The sequence below is a fragment of the Citromicrobium bathyomarinum genome (assembly GCF_038594605.1).
In the GTDB taxonomy this organism is placed as follows: Bacteria; Pseudomonadota; Alphaproteobacteria; order Sphingomonadales; family Sphingomonadaceae; genus Alteriqipengyuania; species Alteriqipengyuania bathyomarina_B.
Map to the genome: position 1 here is coordinate 502,545 of NZ_JBCFZM010000002.1, position 15,498 is coordinate 518,042.

The 15,498-nt window shown below is 65.2% G+C and carries 15 protein-coding genes; 3 read left to right on the forward strand and 12 right to left on the reverse strand.

All coding sequences use genetic code 11. The features are described from left to right. Positions 1-65 precede the first annotated feature (65 nt). The 5 genes from AAG612_RS09500 to AAG612_RS09520 all read right to left on the reverse strand — a co-directional run bounded on the left by AAG612_RS09500 (position 66) and on the right by AAG612_RS09520 (position 5,745). Positions 66-326, reverse strand: a complete 261-nt coding sequence (locus tag AAG612_RS09500) for a hypothetical protein (RefSeq protein WP_342509604.1) — start codon at positions 324-326, stop codon at positions 66-68. Between the two features lie 105 nt (positions 327-431). After that, positions 432-686, reverse strand: a complete 255-nt coding sequence (locus AAG612_RS09505; RefSeq protein WP_342509606.1) for a hypothetical protein — start codon at positions 684-686, stop codon at positions 432-434. Positions 687-798: 112 nt separating this feature from the next. Continuing rightward, the gene (locus AAG612_RS09510; protein ID WP_342509608.1) at positions 799-1,608 is read right to left on the reverse strand and encodes an undecaprenyl-diphosphate phosphatase; all 810 of its coding nucleotides are present in this window, start codon (positions 1,606-1,608) and stop codon (positions 799-801) included. Positions 1,609-1,688: 80 nt separating this feature from the next. Then, complete coding sequence (locus tag AAG612_RS09515; protein ID WP_342509610.1) at positions 1,689-3,863, reverse strand: M13 family metallopeptidase; 2,175 nt, start codon at positions 3,861-3,863, stop codon at positions 1,689-1,691. A 145-nt stretch (positions 3,864-4,008) separates the two neighbouring features. Beyond that, positions 4,009-5,745 (reverse strand): ABC transporter transmembrane domain-containing protein, encoded by a 1,737-nt coding sequence (locus tag AAG612_RS09520; protein ID WP_342509612.1) that lies wholly within the window; start codon positions 5,743-5,745, stop codon positions 4,009-4,011. Between the two features lie 253 nt (positions 5,746-5,998). On the opposite strand from AAG612_RS09520, the gene AAG612_RS09525 reads away from it, so the two are divergent. Beyond that, positions 5,999-7,234, forward strand: a complete 1,236-nt coding sequence (locus AAG612_RS09525) for a polyhydroxyalkanoate depolymerase (RefSeq protein ID WP_342509614.1) — start codon at positions 5,999-6,001, stop codon at positions 7,232-7,234. Positions 7,235-7,268: 34 nt separating this feature from the next. Here AAG612_RS09525 and AAG612_RS09530 read toward each other — a convergent pair whose 3' ends face one another. From AAG612_RS09530 to AAG612_RS09560, 7 genes are all read right to left on the reverse strand, one after another. After that, positions 7,269-7,874, reverse strand: a complete 606-nt coding sequence (locus AAG612_RS09530) for a DUF4126 domain-containing protein (RefSeq protein ID WP_342509616.1) — start codon at positions 7,872-7,874, stop codon at positions 7,269-7,271. Positions 7,875-7,900: 26 nt separating this feature from the next. Continuing rightward, complete coding sequence (locus AAG612_RS09535) at positions 7,901-8,521, reverse strand: hypothetical protein (protein WP_342509618.1); 621 nt, start codon at positions 8,519-8,521, stop codon at positions 7,901-7,903. A gap of 32 nt (positions 8,522-8,553) precedes the next feature. Then, positions 8,554-9,507: a DUF5996 family protein gene (locus tag AAG612_RS09540; protein ID WP_342509620.1), complete on the reverse strand. Its 954-nt coding sequence runs from the start codon at positions 9,505-9,507 to the stop codon at positions 8,554-8,556. A 19-nt stretch (positions 9,508-9,526) separates the two neighbouring features. Continuing rightward, positions 9,527-10,708, reverse strand: coding sequence for an acetyl-CoA C-acyltransferase (locus AAG612_RS09545; protein ID WP_342509623.1), 1,182 nt, complete (start codon positions 10,706-10,708; stop codon positions 9,527-9,529). Between the two features lie 103 nt (positions 10,709-10,811). Beyond that, positions 10,812-11,261 (reverse strand): MaoC family dehydratase, encoded by a 450-nt coding sequence (locus tag AAG612_RS09550; RefSeq protein WP_342509624.1) that lies wholly within the window; start codon positions 11,259-11,261, stop codon positions 10,812-10,814. Between the two features lie 50 nt (positions 11,262-11,311). After that, positions 11,312-12,721: a DUF5935 domain-containing protein gene (locus AAG612_RS09555; protein ID WP_342509626.1), complete on the reverse strand. Its 1,410-nt coding sequence runs from the start codon at positions 12,719-12,721 to the stop codon at positions 11,312-11,314. Next, positions 12,718-12,867, reverse strand: coding sequence for a hypothetical protein (locus AAG612_RS09560; protein ID WP_342510349.1), 150 nt, complete (start codon positions 12,865-12,867; stop codon positions 12,718-12,720). The genes AAG612_RS09555 and AAG612_RS09560 overlap by 4 nt, the downstream gene beginning before the upstream one ends. Positions 12,868-12,983: 116 nt before the next feature. On the opposite strand from AAG612_RS09560, the gene AAG612_RS09565 reads away from it, so the two are divergent. Both AAG612_RS09565 and AAG612_RS09570 read left to right on the forward strand, forming a co-directional pair. After that, on the forward strand, positions 12,984-14,273 hold the full coding sequence (locus AAG612_RS09565; protein WP_342510332.1) for a TIGR04063 family PEP-CTERM/XrtA system glycosyltransferase: 1,290 nt from the start codon (positions 12,984-12,986) through the stop codon (positions 14,271-14,273). Then, a complete protein-coding gene (locus AAG612_RS09570) occupies positions 14,233-15,489 on the forward strand; it encodes a YveK family protein (protein ID WP_342509628.1) in 1,257 nt (418 codons plus the stop codon). Before AAG612_RS09565 ends, AAG612_RS09570 begins: the two co-directional genes overlap by 41 nt. Positions 15,490-15,498 lie beyond the last annotated feature (9 nt).

Sequence of the window (15,498 nt, forward strand, 5' to 3'; positions counted from 1 at the left end):
GCAAACGAAAACCGGCCCCGAATCGCTTCGGGGCCGGTCGAAATCATCGAGAAGATGAAGCGCGATTACTCGGCGGCTTCTTCTTCCATGGTTTCTTCGGTGGCTTCGTCGGTCATGGGGTCTTCGGCCATCGCGTCTTCAGCCATCGTGTCTTCGGCCATGGCGTCTTCGGCCATGGTGTCTTCAGCCATCGTGTCTTCCATCGCGGTGTCTTCCGCCATGGTGTCTTCGGTGGTGGTTTCTTCGGCGGTTTCACCGCAAGCGGCAACGCCGAGGCCCAGAGCAACGGTCGACGCGAGCATGGCGGTCTTGAAAATGGTCTTCATGATTCTTCCCCTTGGATTGGTTGGGCCATCGGCATAGCCATCTTTTGGCCACACGGATACCCTGAATTTGCCTCAATCCATCCCGGAAGGGCACATCGGAGGGGGTTAGCGTCGCTTGGGCGGCGCCATAATCGACACGAGTGCCAGGACGGCACAGCCGCTCGCCAGCGAGACGACCAGAGCTTCGGCGCCGAGCGTCTTGAGCAGCGGAAGGTCGCTGACAGCGACGCCCGACAGGACCGTCGATCCAGCGCCCAGCCCCACTCGCAGCCATGCGGCGCGGCTGTCTTCCGCTCCGGTTACGAGCGCAACCAGCCATCCGAGAACGGCGCCGCTGCAAAGAAGTACAATGAGTCCCATGGGTTCCATCGGAAAATTGACATTAGTGAATTTTCCAAACAGCCCAACCCGGGCTTGGTTCCCGCCCCCGCCGAGAGCTTGCTGCGCCCCCCCGCCGGCGACCTAGGGCGACCTAGAATGCGAACAGCCAGATCAGCGTGACCGAACCGACCAGGATGCGATACCATGCGAAGGGAGCGAAGCCGCGCTTGCTGACATAGGCGACGAAGGCACGCACCACGACCAGCGCGACGAGGAAGCTGGCAAAGAAGCCGAGCGCAATGTGGGTCCAGCCTATGGTTGCAGTGCCGGCAAGCAGGTCGGGCTCCTGAACGATTTTCACCGCCGACGCGCCGAGCATGGTCGGCACCGCGAGGAAGAAGGAGAACTCGGCGGCCGTCTTGCGCCCGACGCCCATCGCCAGCGCGCCCATGATCGTCGCGCCCGAACGGCTGGTGCCAGGGATCATGGCGAGGCACTGGACGAAGCCGATACCGATCGCGGTCTTCCAGGACAGCGTCTCTACGCCCTGCTCCTCGCGGGTGGGGATCGTCTTTTCGAGCACCAGGATGGCGATGCCGCCGATGATCAGCGCCACGGCGACGACAGCGGGGCTTTCGAGCATCGCGTCGATCACGTCGAGGATCAGCAGACCGATTACCGCCGCCGGCAGGAAGGCGAGAAAGATGTTGCGCAGGAAGATCAGCGAGGTCCGCTCTCCGCGCAGAAGCCCCATTCCCATGTCCCAGAAGGTGCGGAAATAGGTCACCACCACCGCCAGGATCGCGCCCAGCTGGATGATGACATTGAACTGGCGCCACTGCGCCGGATCGTATCCGAACCATGCCTGCGCCAGGATCAGGTGCCCGGTCGATGAAACCGGCAGGAACTCGGTCAGCCCTTCGAGGATGCCGAGCAGGATTGCGGTGACGATACTGTCCATGGCTTGCGCTCAAAGCGAAGGGGCCGCGCAAGTCAAGCTCGCGCGGCCCCAGGATGTAATTAAGGCAAGCTTTTGCTGGCTTACCAGATGCGGACGCGCTCTTCCGGCGGCAGATAGAGATCGTCTTCCGGCGTCACGTTGAAGGCTTCGTACCATTCATCCATGTTGCGCACGACGCCGTTGACGCGATACTCTTCCGGGCTGTGCGGATCGGTCAGAAGACGGCTGCGGGCCGCCTCTTCGCGCTGCTGGCTGCGCCAGACCTGCGCCCAGGCGAGGAAGAAGCGCTGGTCGCCGGTCAGCCCGTCGATCACCTTGTCTTCCTTGCCGTTGAGGCTGAGCTTGTAGGCGCGGTAGGCGAGGCTGAGCCCGCCAAGGTCACCGATATTCTCGCCCAGCGTCAGCCGCCCGTTGACGCAGGTTTCGCCGTTATCGAGCGGGCAGAAGCTGTTGTACTGCTCGACCAGCGCGTCGCCGCGCTCGTCGAAGGCCGCGCGATCTGCGTCGGTCCACCAGTTCCGCAACATGCCGGTGCCGTCCGACTTGGAGCCCTGATCGTCGAAGCCGTGGCCCATTTCGTGGCCGATGACCCCGCCGATCGCACCATAGTTGACCGCCGGATCGTTGGTCAGCGCGAAGAACGGCTGCTGCAGGATCGCCGCGGGGAACACGATCTCGTTCTTGGTCGAGTTGTAGTAGGCATTCACGGTCTGCGGCAGCATTCCCCATTCGGTCCGGTCGATCGGTCCGCCCAGCTTGGCAAGATTGTCTGCCCGGCCCCAGCGCGCCGCTTCCATCCGGTTGGCGAGAGGATCGCCGGCGGTGATCGTCAGCCCTTCATAGGTTTCCGGGTTGTCGCGGTAACCGATCTTGGGATCGAAGCTGTCGAGCTTGGCGCGCGCTTCTTCCTTGGTTTCCTCGCCCATCCATTCGATCTCGCCGATCGACTCGGCCATCGCGACGCGCAGGTTGGCGACAAGCTCTTCCATCGCCGCCTTGTTCTCGGACGGGAAATATTCGGCCGCATAGGATTTGCCGAGCAGTTCGCCGAGCAGGCCTTCGGTCTCGCCGATGGCGCGCTTCCAGCGTGCGCGCTGTTCGGGCGTGCCCTGCAGCGTCTGGCCGTAGAAAGCGAAGTCCGCCTCGTCGAAACGGCTCGGCAGGACCGAGGCATTGCCTTCGAGGAATTCCTTGATCGTCCACGCCTGGAGAACCTCCATCGGCGTATCGACGATCAGCGCCATCATGGCAGGCGTGCCGCCCCCGATCTTCTCGAGCGTTTCGGGCGTGAGGCCCAGCTCTTCCGCCTCTTCGGCCGAGGGAGGAAGATCGCCGACGATGTAGCGGTCGGTATCCGCGATGCCCGAAGCTTCGAGGAAGGCGGTCAGCGGGAACGCGTTTGACAGCGCGCCGAGTTCGGTCGGGGTCAGCGCATTGTAGGTCAGGTCGCGGTTGCGCCGCGTGGCGCGATCCCACGAAACCTTGCGCGCGATCGAATCTTCGAAATCATAGACCGACTGCGCCATCCCGGCGGCATCCTCGTACCCGGCTTCTCCGAGCAGGAAGGTCAGGTATTCGCGATACTTCGTCTGGATGTCGCGGCCCTTTTCGGACTCGTCGAGGTAATAGTCGCGGTCGGGCAGGCCGAGACCGCCCGATCCGACATAGACCGAGTAGCGCGTCGGCTCTTTCGCATCGACGCTCACTCCGCCGCCCAGCGGCGCGGAATAGCCCGGCTGGCCCCACAGGATCGCCAGTTCGGACAGCGTATCGGCATCGCGGATCTTGTCGAGAAAAGGCTGCGCGGGGGCGAGGCCCGCCGCGTCGATCGCGGCCGTATCGTAGTAGGAATTATAGGCATCGACGATGCGCTTCTCGTCGGAACTGAGCTGTGCAGCGGGCTTCGCGAGCAGGCCGTCGACGAGTGCCTTCACGTCGCTGGTCGACTTCTCGCGCAGCAGGTTGAACGCGCCGAAACGGCTGAATTCGGGCGGCAAGGGGTTGGCATCGAGCCATTCCTGGTTGACATAGCCGAAGAAGTTGTCGCCCGGATCGATGGTGTCCGAAAGCGCGCTCGGGTCGACGCCCCATTCGCCAAAGTCCATCGTCGGGGTCGGGGCGGCCGCCTGCGCGTCGTCGCCGTCCTGCAGCAGCATTTCCATGTCGCCCTCGGCATGGTCGTCATGCGCCGCGGCGGGCGTGACGAGCGCCAGCGCAAGAACGCTCGCGGTGGTGGTAAATACGGTGCGGATCATGAAAGTCCCCTATGATTACAAAGTGCTGCTCTTCCACCGGTCGCCATGAACGGCGGATTGCGCGTGACGATGCCATAGACCTGTGCGCACGACCACGCGCGTCGCTCGTCGGACGGGCTATGTCGCTGGTCGATTGCCCGCGCGATCAAGCCGCGCCGATCTGCGGCGCGTCGAACTGGAGCTTTGCCAGCTGAGCATACAGGCCGCCGCGGGCAAGCAGCTCGCTATGAGTGCCCTGCTGCACGATCCGGCCCTGGTCGAGCACCACGATCCGGTCGGCCTCGCGCACGGTGGCAAGGCGGTGCGCGATCACCAGCGTCGTGCGCCCCTGCATGACGCGGGCGAGCGCGTCCTGCACCAGCCGCTCGCTCTGCGCGTCGAGCGCGCTGGTCGCCTCGTCCAGCAGCAGGATCGGCGAATCGCGCAGGATTGCGCGGGCGATGGCGATGCGCTGTTGCTGCCCACCCGACAGGCGGGTGCCGTCTTCGCCCAGATTGGTGTCGAGCCCCTGCGGCAGCGCCTCGATGAAATCGGCGGCATTGGCGAGCCGCGCAGCCTCCCAGATTTCTTCGTCGGTCGCGTCCCAGCGGCCATAGCGCAGGTTGTCGCGCGCATCGCCCGAGAACAGCGTGCCAACCTGCGGGACGAACGCCATTCGCGCCCGGATATCCGCCGGGTCGGCGCTGGGCAGCGCAATCCCGTCGAGCCGGATGGTGCCCTCGTCGGGGTCGTAGAAGCGCTGGGCGAGCATGAAGAGCGTCGACTTGCCCGCGCCCGACGGCCCGACCAATGCAACTGTCTCGCCCGGTTCGATCTCCAGCGTCAGGTCCTCGATCACCGGTTCGCCGGGGCGCGAGGGATAAGTGAAGCCGACATTGCGGAACGACAGACTGCCGCGTGCCGGGATCGGCAGCGGCTGGGGGTTGGCAGGCGGCGCGATGGCCGGTTCGGCGCGCGCCAGCTCGGCCAGTCGGTCCGCCGCGCCCGCCCCGCGCAACAGGTCGCCATAGACCTCGGTCAGCGACCCGAATGAGCCAGCGACCAACCCGCCGATCAGGACCACGGCGGTGATCGTGCCGCCGGTGATGGCACCTTCCGACACTGCAAGCGCACCGCGCCACATGACCAGCGTGATCCCGCCGAAGACCATCACGATCACGATCGATGTCATCGCCGCGCGCAGCAGGATGCGCCGTTTCGCGCTATCGAAAGTCCGCTCCACCACCCCGGCGAAGCGGGTGCTCTCGCGCTGTTCCTGGCCGAAGCTCTGGACGATCGGCATCGCGCTCAGCACTTCGGTGACGTAGGCACCCACATCCGCCACCCGATCCTGGTTGGAGCGCGAGACCGTGCGGATCTTGCGCCCGAAGAACACGATCGGCGCGAGCACCAGCGGGATCCCGATCAGCAGCCCAAGCGTGAGCGACGGCGCGAGATAGAACAGCAGCAGAATTCCGCCGACCGCGGTCAGCGTATTGCGCAAGGCGACCGAAATCGTCGTGCCGACGACCTGTTCGATGATCGCGGTGTCCGAAGTCATCCGGCTGGAGATTTCTTTCGGACTGTTCTCTTCGTAGAAGCTCGGCGGCTGGCGCATAAGGTTGCGCTGCACTTTCAGACGCAGATTGGCGATCACCCGCTCTCCGATCCAGCTCACGTAGTAGAACCGCAGCGCGGTGGCGATGCCCAGCACCACCACGATCATCAGCAGATACTCGAAGGCATGCGCGATATCGTCGGCACCGGCAGAGCCGCCGAACGCTTCGTCGACGATGACCTTGAAGCGCCACGGAATCGCCAGTGTGGCCGCCGATGTCGTGACGAGGGCCGCAAGCGCCAGTGCGGCCTGGCGCCGGTAGCGCGATGCCTCTCGATAGACCATCCGCAGCGGTGCAAGCGATCGAGCCTTTGGCGCATCCGCCCCGGCTTTTGCGCCGCCTCTACGCATGCGCCGTCCTGATCCGTTTGTATCGCGTGCCATGTTCGAATGCGCCTAGCGGGGGAGTGCGCGGAAATCCACGGGGCATGCACCCGCAATCCACCTTGTGCATTGCACAATGATGGCAAGAGGCGCAGGTAATGCCCACATATGCCTGTGCCGCCTTGTCGGCGACGTTACGTCAAGAGGTCCTTTTTTGCTTTACCACGCCTACGAAATCCAGGCCGCCTGGCTCAACAGCGCCAGCTCGATGGCCTCGATCGGCTCCGAATGGCTGACCAACCCGCGCAATCCGCTGGCCTATAGCGGCTTCGGCCCGGTCGCAGGCTCCGCGCTGGAAGTGTTCGCACATGCAACCATCCGCCGCGGCAAGCCCGAATTCGATATCGAAACCGTGATGATCGACGGCAAGCCGGATCCGGTGGTCGAAACGCTGGTGCTGCACCGCCCCTTCGGCGACCTCAAGCGCTTCCGCCGCAACGGCCTGCCCGATGACGCGCCCTCGGTGCTGATCGTCGCCCCGATGAGCGGCCATTTCGCCACGCTGCTGCGCGGCACGGTGGAGCGGATGGTCGAGAATAGCGAAGTCTACATCACCGACTGGCACGATGCGCGCGACATTCCGCTTAGCGAAGGGCGCTTCGATCTCGACGACTATATCGATTACGTCATCGAGTTCCTGCAGGAGATAGCCAAGCGCAACGACGGCAAGGCCGCGCATGTGGTCGCGGTATGCCAGCCGTCGGTCCCCGCGCTTGCCGCGACCGCGCTGATGAACGGCGCGAAGGACAAGGCCGCCCCGAAGACGCTGACCATGATGGGCGGGCCGATCGACACGCGCGAGAGCCCGACCACGGTCAACGACATGGCAATGAAGCGTCCGCTCAGCTGGTTCGAGCAGAACGTGATCGCCACCGTGCCCGCGCAATATTCAGGGAGCGGGAGGCGCGTCTATCCCGGCTTCATGCAGCTGGCGAGCTTCATGAGCATGAACCTGGGCGGCCACATCCTCTCGCATTACGAGATGTACAAGCATCTCGTTTCCGGCGACGACGACAGTGCCCAGCTGACCAAGGATTTCTACGACGAATACCGCTCCGTCTGCGACATGACCGCAGAGTTCTATCTCCAGACGGTGGAGGAGGTGTTCCAGACGCACTCGCTGCCCAACAACACCTTCGAACATCGCGGCACCGTGATCGATCTGGGCGACATTACGCAGACCGCGCTGCTGGCGGTCGAGGGTGAGCGCGACGATATCTCGGGCATCGGCCAGACCAAGGCTGCGCTACCGCTGGCGCGCAATCTCTCGGACAAGAAGAAGCAGTATTATCTCGCCGAAGGCGCGGGCCACTACGGCATCTTCAACGGCAGCAAGTGGCGCACCAAGATCGCCCCGGTGGTCGAAGAATTTATGAAAACGAACGGATAATTCGCGAAGGCTCGGCTGGGTACCCGACAGCGCCCTAAGCCGGGTCGGGCGGGCCGCGCTTGCCGTGGAGCAAGCGCTTCACCGTGCGCCCGACCACCACGATCAGCGCGATACTCAGCACCAGCAGAACGGTTGCGATGATCGCAGCGGCGATCGGGTTGGCAATGGCCAGCGCCAGCAACCCCACGGTCGCGACATCCTCTGCGGTCGAAACCAGTACATTGCTGACCGGTTCGGGGCTCGTGTTGACCGCCGCGCGCGCGCTCGCCTTGCCCGCATGTGCGGCGAAGGCCGCCCCGCCGCCGAGCAGGAAGGCGACGACCTGCCAGGTCGGATCGGACGGATCGACGATCGCGAGCGCCAGCAGCGCACCGCCGACCGGGCGGGCGAGCGAATTGACCGCATCCCACGCCGAATCGAGCCACATAACCTTGTCGGCGAGAAACTCGATCACCGCGCCCACGCCTGCGATGCCGATCACCCACGGATTGGCGAGCACGGTCAGCATCTCGAGATGATCGGGTAGCGGCACCCAGCCGGTTCGCATGGCGAGCCCGGTGACCAGCACCGTGGCATAGAGCCGCCAGCCGGACAGCAGGCTGATGCTGCCTGCAAGGCCGAGGAGTTCGATCAGTCCCATCGGGTCATCCTAGCACATCCGCGCGGCTAGCGCGCATCGCCGATATAGCGCGGTTCTTTCGCACAGTCGAAAGTGGCGGCATCTGCATCGGCAACGGCGCGCGCACGCGCGTTGGCGCGGGGGGTATCGCCCGCGATCTGCGCGACACGGCAGCCCGGCGCGCCCGTCGTGCCGATCTTGTCGACCGCGAGGACGGAGCGCTCCCCGCCCTGCATGCTGACATCGCGATAGCGGATAATGGTCGCGAAGGGTTCTCCCTCGCGCAGCCGCCATTCGACCGTCTCGCCAAGCTCGTTGAACGCCATGATCGTCTGAAAGGTCTCGTTCGGAACGCCGGCATCGACGTCGAAGCGAAGATCGCCCTCGCTCACGAACAGCTCAATGCCCTCGTATCCCGCGCAGCGCAGCTCGACCCAGGTGCCTTCATCCGTGCTCTGGTCGAGCACCCGGCAGCTTTCGAGATCGAGCTTGGTGTAGGCGGAGGTGTAGCCATCGTCCGACTGCTGCGGCGTATCGGGCTTTTCCACCGTGCCGTCCGATGGTTGCGGAGAAGGCACCGCATCGGTGTCGGCTGCGTTGTCACCCTGCGAGCATGCGGCGAGGGCGAGCACCAAGGCCACGGAGGGGATCGCGACACTGGCACGCATTCGGCATTGCTCCTTCGATCGGATCGGCCGCGCTAGCGGTTGCGGTGCGCAACGACATCATAGGGCGCGCCGAAACTCCCTAGCGGAATCTCGAGCCGCTCCCGGTCCCAATCGGCCCGCGAGGCAACCGCAGCGTAGCTGGTTTCGAGGAAGGCGAGCAAGGCCGCCTCGGGATCGTCGGCGCAGCGAACCGCTTCGTAGGGCAGCACGAATTCACCCAGGTCACCGTGCCAAGACGCCGCCGAGGGCTCTATCGACGCACTGCCGAGCCCCTCGGGGGTCGGATAGCCATAGGCATAGAACGCCGCTTCACTCATCCCGCCGCCGCCCGGCCAGAACCCGAAGCTCGCGACCTCGTGGCTGTAGGCCTCGCGGGTGACGCGGTCGGGCAGATTGGGGAAACCGCCGGGATGAAGCGGCGCCTCGCGCCCGGAAAAGCGGGTGACGGCCAGATCGAAGCTTCCCCAGAAGAGGTGTACGGGGCTCGACTTGCCGACGAAACCGGTCCGGAATTGCGTGAGCACCCGCGCCGCATCGGCGAAGGCGCGATGCAGGCGGCGCACCACCTCCGCGTCCCATGCGCGTTCGCGATCATCCTCGTGGAAGGGCACCGCATCCTCGACCTCGTTGGGCGCGCCGCGAATCGCGGTCCGCACGTCCGCCTTTTCGAGAAGCGCCTGAAGCTGCGCGTGAAAGGTGGCGACCGACTGGCCTTCCAGCGCGATCACGCCGGTACGGCCGTCACTCGTTGTCAGGACAACGCGCGATTCGAGGCAATCGAACAGGATCTCCGCCTCGCCGGTCTCGGTCACGACCGGGTAGGTCCGGAGGCCCTGCGGCACCACGAGCAGCGCGAGGTGCCAGCTGTGGTTGCACCACGGCAATGCGCGGGTCGGCACCTTGCCGATCACCTGGAGGTAGGCGTGAACGGTGGCGTAAACCGATTTCTCGGCCTCGAAATCGAGCGCGGGCCACCGTTCACCCATAGCAATTACTCCTGTGCGATCAGAGAACCTCGAAGATCCCAGCCGCGCCCATGCCGCCACCGACGCACATGGTGACGCAGACATACTTCGCGCCGCGACGCTTGCCTTCGATCAGCGCGTGGCCGACGCAGCGGGCGCCCGTCATGCCGTAGGGGTGGCCGATCGAGATCGAGCCGCCGTTGACGTTGAGGTCTTCGTCGGGGATGCCCAGCTTGTCGCGGCAGTAGAGCACCTGCACCGCAAAGGCTTCGTTCAGTTCCCACAACCCGATATCGCTCATCTTCAGGCCGGTGCGTTCGAGCACGGCGGGAATCGCGAAGACCGGGCCGATGCCCATTTCGTCAGGCTCGGTGCCCGCGACCGCCATGCCGACATAACGGCCGAGCGGGGTCAGGCCGCGCTTCTCGGCCAGCTTTTCGTCCATCAGGATGCTGGCCGACGAACCGTCCGACAGCTGGCTGGCATTGCCGGCGGTGATCGTGGTGTCGGGGCCGAGCACGGGGTTGAGCGAGGCGAGCCCTTCGAGCTTCGTGTCCGGGCGGTTGCCCTCGTCCTTGGCGACGGTGACTTCCTTTTCGGAAACCTCGCCGGTTTCCTTGTCCTTCACCTTCATGGTGACGGTGACGGGCACGATCTCGTCGTCGAACTTGCCTTCTTCCTGCGCCTTGGCGGTGCGCTGCTGCGAACGCAGCGCGTATTCGTCCTGCGCCTCGCGGCTGATGCCGTAACGCTGGGCGACCGTCTCGGCGGTCTGCAGCATCGGCATGTAGACCGCATTGTGCATCGCCATCAGTTCGGGGTCGGGCATCACGCGCATTTCGGGCGTCTGGACGAGACTGATCGATTCCTGCCCGCCGGCGGCGACGATATCCATGTTGTCGACCATGATCTGCTTGGCGCCGGTGGCGATCGCCATCAGGCCGCTGGAGCACTGGCGGTCGATCGTCATGCCCGAAACGCCGATCGGGCAACCGCTGCGCAGCGCGACCTGACGACCGAGGTTGCCGGCCTGCGCGCCCTGCTGGAGCGCCGCGCCCCACACGACGTCGTTGATTTCGCCGGCCTCGATCTTGGCACGCTCGATCGCGGGGGCGAGCGAGTAGGAGCCGAGCGTTGCGCCCTTGGTGTTGTTGAAGCCGCCCTTGTAGGCGCGGCCGATGGCGGTGCGGGCGGTGGAAACGATGACTGCACTACGGGTCATGGAAAGGGTCCTCTTGCTGAGTCCCAGCGAAAGCCGGGACCTCCTTAATCTTGTTGCCTAATTGCATGAGGTCCCAGCTTTCGCTGGGACTCACACCAAGGATTTAGACGAAGAACATCGTCATCCATTCGCAGATCAGGGCGGGCTTTTCCTCGCCTTCGATCTCGATCGTGATCTCGACCGTCTGCTGCCACTGGCCGGGGCGCTTCTCGGTCATTTCGAGCAGCTTCCACTGGCCACGAATTCTCTTTCCGCTCTTCACCGGATTGATGAAGCGGGTTTTGTTGCCGCCGTAGTTGACCGCCATCTTGATCCCGTCGGGCTTGGGCAGGTCGGCCTCGGCGCTGAGGTAGGGGATCATCGATAGGGTCAGGAAGCCGTGGGCGATGGTGCCGCCGAACGGCGTCATCTTCGCAGCTTCTTCGTTCACGTGGATGAACTGGTGATCGCCCGTCGCTTCCGCGAACTGGTTGATCCGTTCCTGACTGATCTCGACCCAGGGGCTGGTGCCGATCTGTTCGCCGACTTTTGCGGCAATATCCTGCGGGGTCATGCGCCTCTCCTTTGCTTGGAATATGCGCGCTCCATGCAGGATGGACGGGGCTAGCGCAATGGAGGGGCGGCGCCTGCCGAACCTGTCGCTACGGCATCGCGGGCCACCCGTTCGCGTTGTGCGGCCAGCCGCTCCCCGACCGTGGGCTCGCGCGGCGAATCATAGCGTCTTGCGTAGACCGCCAGCGCAATCTGCAACCCGGCCAGCATCATGATGAACGGCTGCCACGCGATCCCCTGGAAGGCCGCACCGACGAGGTAGATCAACTGCGCATATTGCAGCGCAATCGCGAGGTGCCCCAGCCATTCCAGCTCCGGATCGCCGCGCTTCCTCATCCGCCGCCGCAACCGTTCCATGCTGACCAGGCCGAGCGCCTGGAGCAGCAGCCATGCGCCGAGGCCGGGCCAGCCCTGCTCGCCCAGCATTTCGAAGAAGGCCGAGTGATAGGCGCGCCCCTCGTCGGTCACCCGCTCGTAGGTCACGCTTTTCATGTTCCCCTCGCCCGATGTCTGCGGCATGCGGTAGGTGAAGCTGTTCGCGCGATAGGCCTCGAACCCGCCGCCCAGCGGCCGTTCCTTCACGTAATCGAGCGTCCATTTCCACACCGCCACCCGCGTAGAGGCGCTTTCGTCCTCCTCGGCGGTCATCATCGTCGCCATGCGATCGGCATAGCTTTGCGGCAGCAGCGGGAAGGCGGCGGCGCACAGGAGCAATCCGCCGACGATCACGGCCAGCTTGTACTTGGTTTCGCGCAGGATCAGCAGCCCGAGCATGGCGACGCAGACGAGGCCGGTGCGCGCCTCGGTGCCGATCGGGATCAGCAGGCATGCGCCCGTCAGCCCCAGCGCGAACAGCTTGACCAGGATGTTGGGCGGGAAAATCGTCCCGTGCCGGGTAAACCAGTAGAGCAGCGGGATGATGGCGACCGCCACGGTCGACAGCGTGCTGCTCTCGTAGAGGCCGTAATTCTCGTTCACGAACAGCGCGAGGCTGCCGTAGCCGCCGCCGCCCAGCACTGTCTTCATCCCGCCCGAGATGATGATCGCCCCCACGGTCAGCACCATGACCAGCGCGGCGGCTTCGAAGCGAAGCTTGGTGGTGACGGTGAACGGCAGGAAGATCGCGAAGACCATCGTCTTCCACACCCAGTCCCACTTGTTCGCGGCAGGTTCGGCGAACTCGGCCCCCTGCAAGGTGAAGAACGCCCAGGCGACGAGGAACAGCATCACCCCCTGGCGAAAGGTGAAGGTCGGCCGCGTCTTCTTGTCGAGTGCGAGCCAGCCTCCGAAGGCGGCGACGAAGGCGATCAGCGACAGCGGGATCGAGGTTATCGGGCCGAAGCCGATCTTCTGCGGAATCAGAATGTCGACATAGAGATACATGCACACCCACAAAAAGGGGCGTTTGAGGCCGAAGACCATGAAGGCGGCAAAGAAGCCGAGGAGGAACAGATCGGTCATGGCACCGAACCGTCACGGCGGCCGTTCTCGACGCCATTTTCGCTTTCGAGCAGCGGATCCTCGTCCAGATCGTCGCGCAGCATCAGCCGGTATCCCGCGAGCAGCAGCAGGCCGTGGATCGAAACGAGGACGATCATGTCGATCACGGCGCGTACGCTCCCGGCGGCTTCGCCCGGACGTGTTCCGGGCCATCATGGCAGCTGCGCTAGCAGCGGGGAGTTGACGCGGCGTTAAGTACACTCGCGCTAGGGCACGCGGCGTGATGCGTGTGCTCCATGTCCTCGACCATTCCTTGCCGCTGCACAGCGGCTATGCCTTCCGGACCAAGGCGATCCTGCGCGCGCAGGCGCATGACGGCCTCGATGTGCGCGGCATCACCAGCCTGCGCCACAGTGCCGAGGGGCCGGACGACGAGATCTGCGAGGGGCTGCGTTTCCACCGTAGCCGCGGAGTCGCGGGTGGCCCGCCGGGCTTGCGCGAATGGCACGAAGTGCGCACGCATGCGAATGCTATCGTGGCGCTGGCGCAGGAATGGCGGCCGGACGTCCTCCATGCCCACTCGCCCGCCCTCGCGGGCCTCGCCGCGATTCGCGCAGGAGCCAAGCTCGGTATCCCGGTGGTCTACGAGATTCGCGCCTTCTGGGAGGATGCCGCGGTCGGCAACGGAACCGGGCGCGAAGGCTCGGTGAAATACCGGCTGACGCGCGCGCTCGAAAACCATGTCGTCGCGCGCGCCGATGCGGTGTTCACGATCTGCGAGGGCCTGCGCGCCGATCTGGTCGCGCGCGGCTTTGCGCCTGGCAAGATCGGCATTTCGCCCAACGCGGTCGACCTGACCCAGTTCGGCAAGCCGGTGCCGCGCGACCCGGAACTCGCCGCGCGCTTTGGCCTCAGCGAAGGCCCGGTGATCGGCTTCATCGGCAGCTTTTACCCTTACGAGGGGCTGGACGATCTTATCGCCGCCCTGCCGCTCCTGCGTGAGCATCAGCCGCAGGCAAAGCTGTTGTTGGTCGGCGGCGGACCGCAGGACGAGGACTTGCGCGCACAGGCCGCAGCCTCGACCGCGTCCGATGCGATCATCTTCACCGGCCGTGTGCCGCACGCCGAGGTGGAAGACTATTACAGCCTCATCGACATCCTCGCCTATCCGCGCAAGGCCAGCCGCCTGACCGATCTGGTGACGCCGCTCAAACCGCTCGAGGCAATGGCGCAGGGGCGAATCGTCGCCGCGTCCGATGTCGGCGGCCACCGCGAGCTGATCGACCATGGTGAAACCGGCGTGCTCTTCCCCGCCGACGACCCGCAGGGAATCGCAAACGCACTCACCGACATGCTCGACGAACGCGACGAATGGCCTGCGATGCGCGAACGCGCACGAGACTACATCGCCATTGAACGCGACTGGTCGAGCAACAGCCGTCGTTATCGCGGCGTTTACCATCGCTTGATAGGCAGCGAGACGGATCGGTCGCCCGAAAGCGAGGCATGGGCCGCTGCGAAAGCGAGCGTCCATGCCCGCCAGGGTGACCCCGATGAAGGAATGGCCCGATGAAGGAATGGCCCGGATGATGGAAGGCATCGCCGACGAATTTCGCACGACGGACGAGGACGAAGCTGCGACCGGTGGATTTACCGCCAGCCCTGCGTTCCCCGCTCTGGTTGCGCTCTGGTTCGCCGCCCTGTTCGGCGGCGGCTGCCTGTTCCTGCCGCCCGTCCTGTTCGACGCGGTGTTCGGCGGCACGGCCCCCTTCGGCCCGAACACGCGCATCATCGTGGCGCTGGGAGCTGCCGGAATCGGGCTGCTCATGGGCCTGTTCATCGCCAGTCGCGTGCGCGGCAGCCCGGACGAGCGCGAAGAGCGGGCACCTGCCACGCCGCGCAAGCCGACGCGGAAACGCAGGAGCAAGCGCGATGCACCCAAGCCGCTCGATGTGCGCTCCGCCCTCGGCCTCGACCCCGATTACGACGACGACGACGAGCTCGCCATGCCCCGGCCGGAAGCGGGCGAGGAAGACGAGCTGGAGCTATCCGACGAAGCGATCGAAGACGTAGAGCCCGGCGTTGCCAGACCGCCAATCGACGATCCCTATTTCGCCTCGGCATGGAGCGATTCGGACACCTACGATCAGCTCGACGCCCAGCGCGACCCCCGGCATCGCGAGCCGGGCGATGCCGCCTGGCGCCCCTCGCCTCCGCCCCGGCCCGAACCGTTTCAAGAGCGTGCCTCGAAAGTCGACGAGTGGGAGATGGACGCGGTACCCGAACATCCGCAGCCTAGCCCCTCGCGCTACAATCCCTTCGCGGATTTCGTGAGCAGCGACGACGCGCTGGAGGACGATCTCGACGTGTCCGATGACGGGGGCGAGCCAGAGCGAGCCGAGCAATCGGCACACCGCTTTTCGGAGGACCCGGCCCCGCAGCAGCATTCCCCTCGGGCGCCTGCGCCCCACCCGGAGCGACTGCGCGCTACCGCCCCTCCGCCCCCGCCGGCATGGCCCATACCGCGTACGGAAGAGCCGAAGCTGCAGGATCTGGGCGTCGCCGAACTGGTCGAGCGGCTTGCGCGCGCCCTGCAAGGTCAGCAAGAGGCGCAAGAGCGCGAGCAGGCCGAGGTTCCCCCGCGAACGCAGGCACCGATCGCTCCGCCGCGCAGCGGCGAGCATCGCCACGACTCCGCGCTCGCCCCACGCAAATCGCAAGACAGTGACGTGGATCGGGCCCTGCGCGGCGCACTCGATCGGCTGTCGCGACTCGACGACGTCGCTTGATCAGGGCTT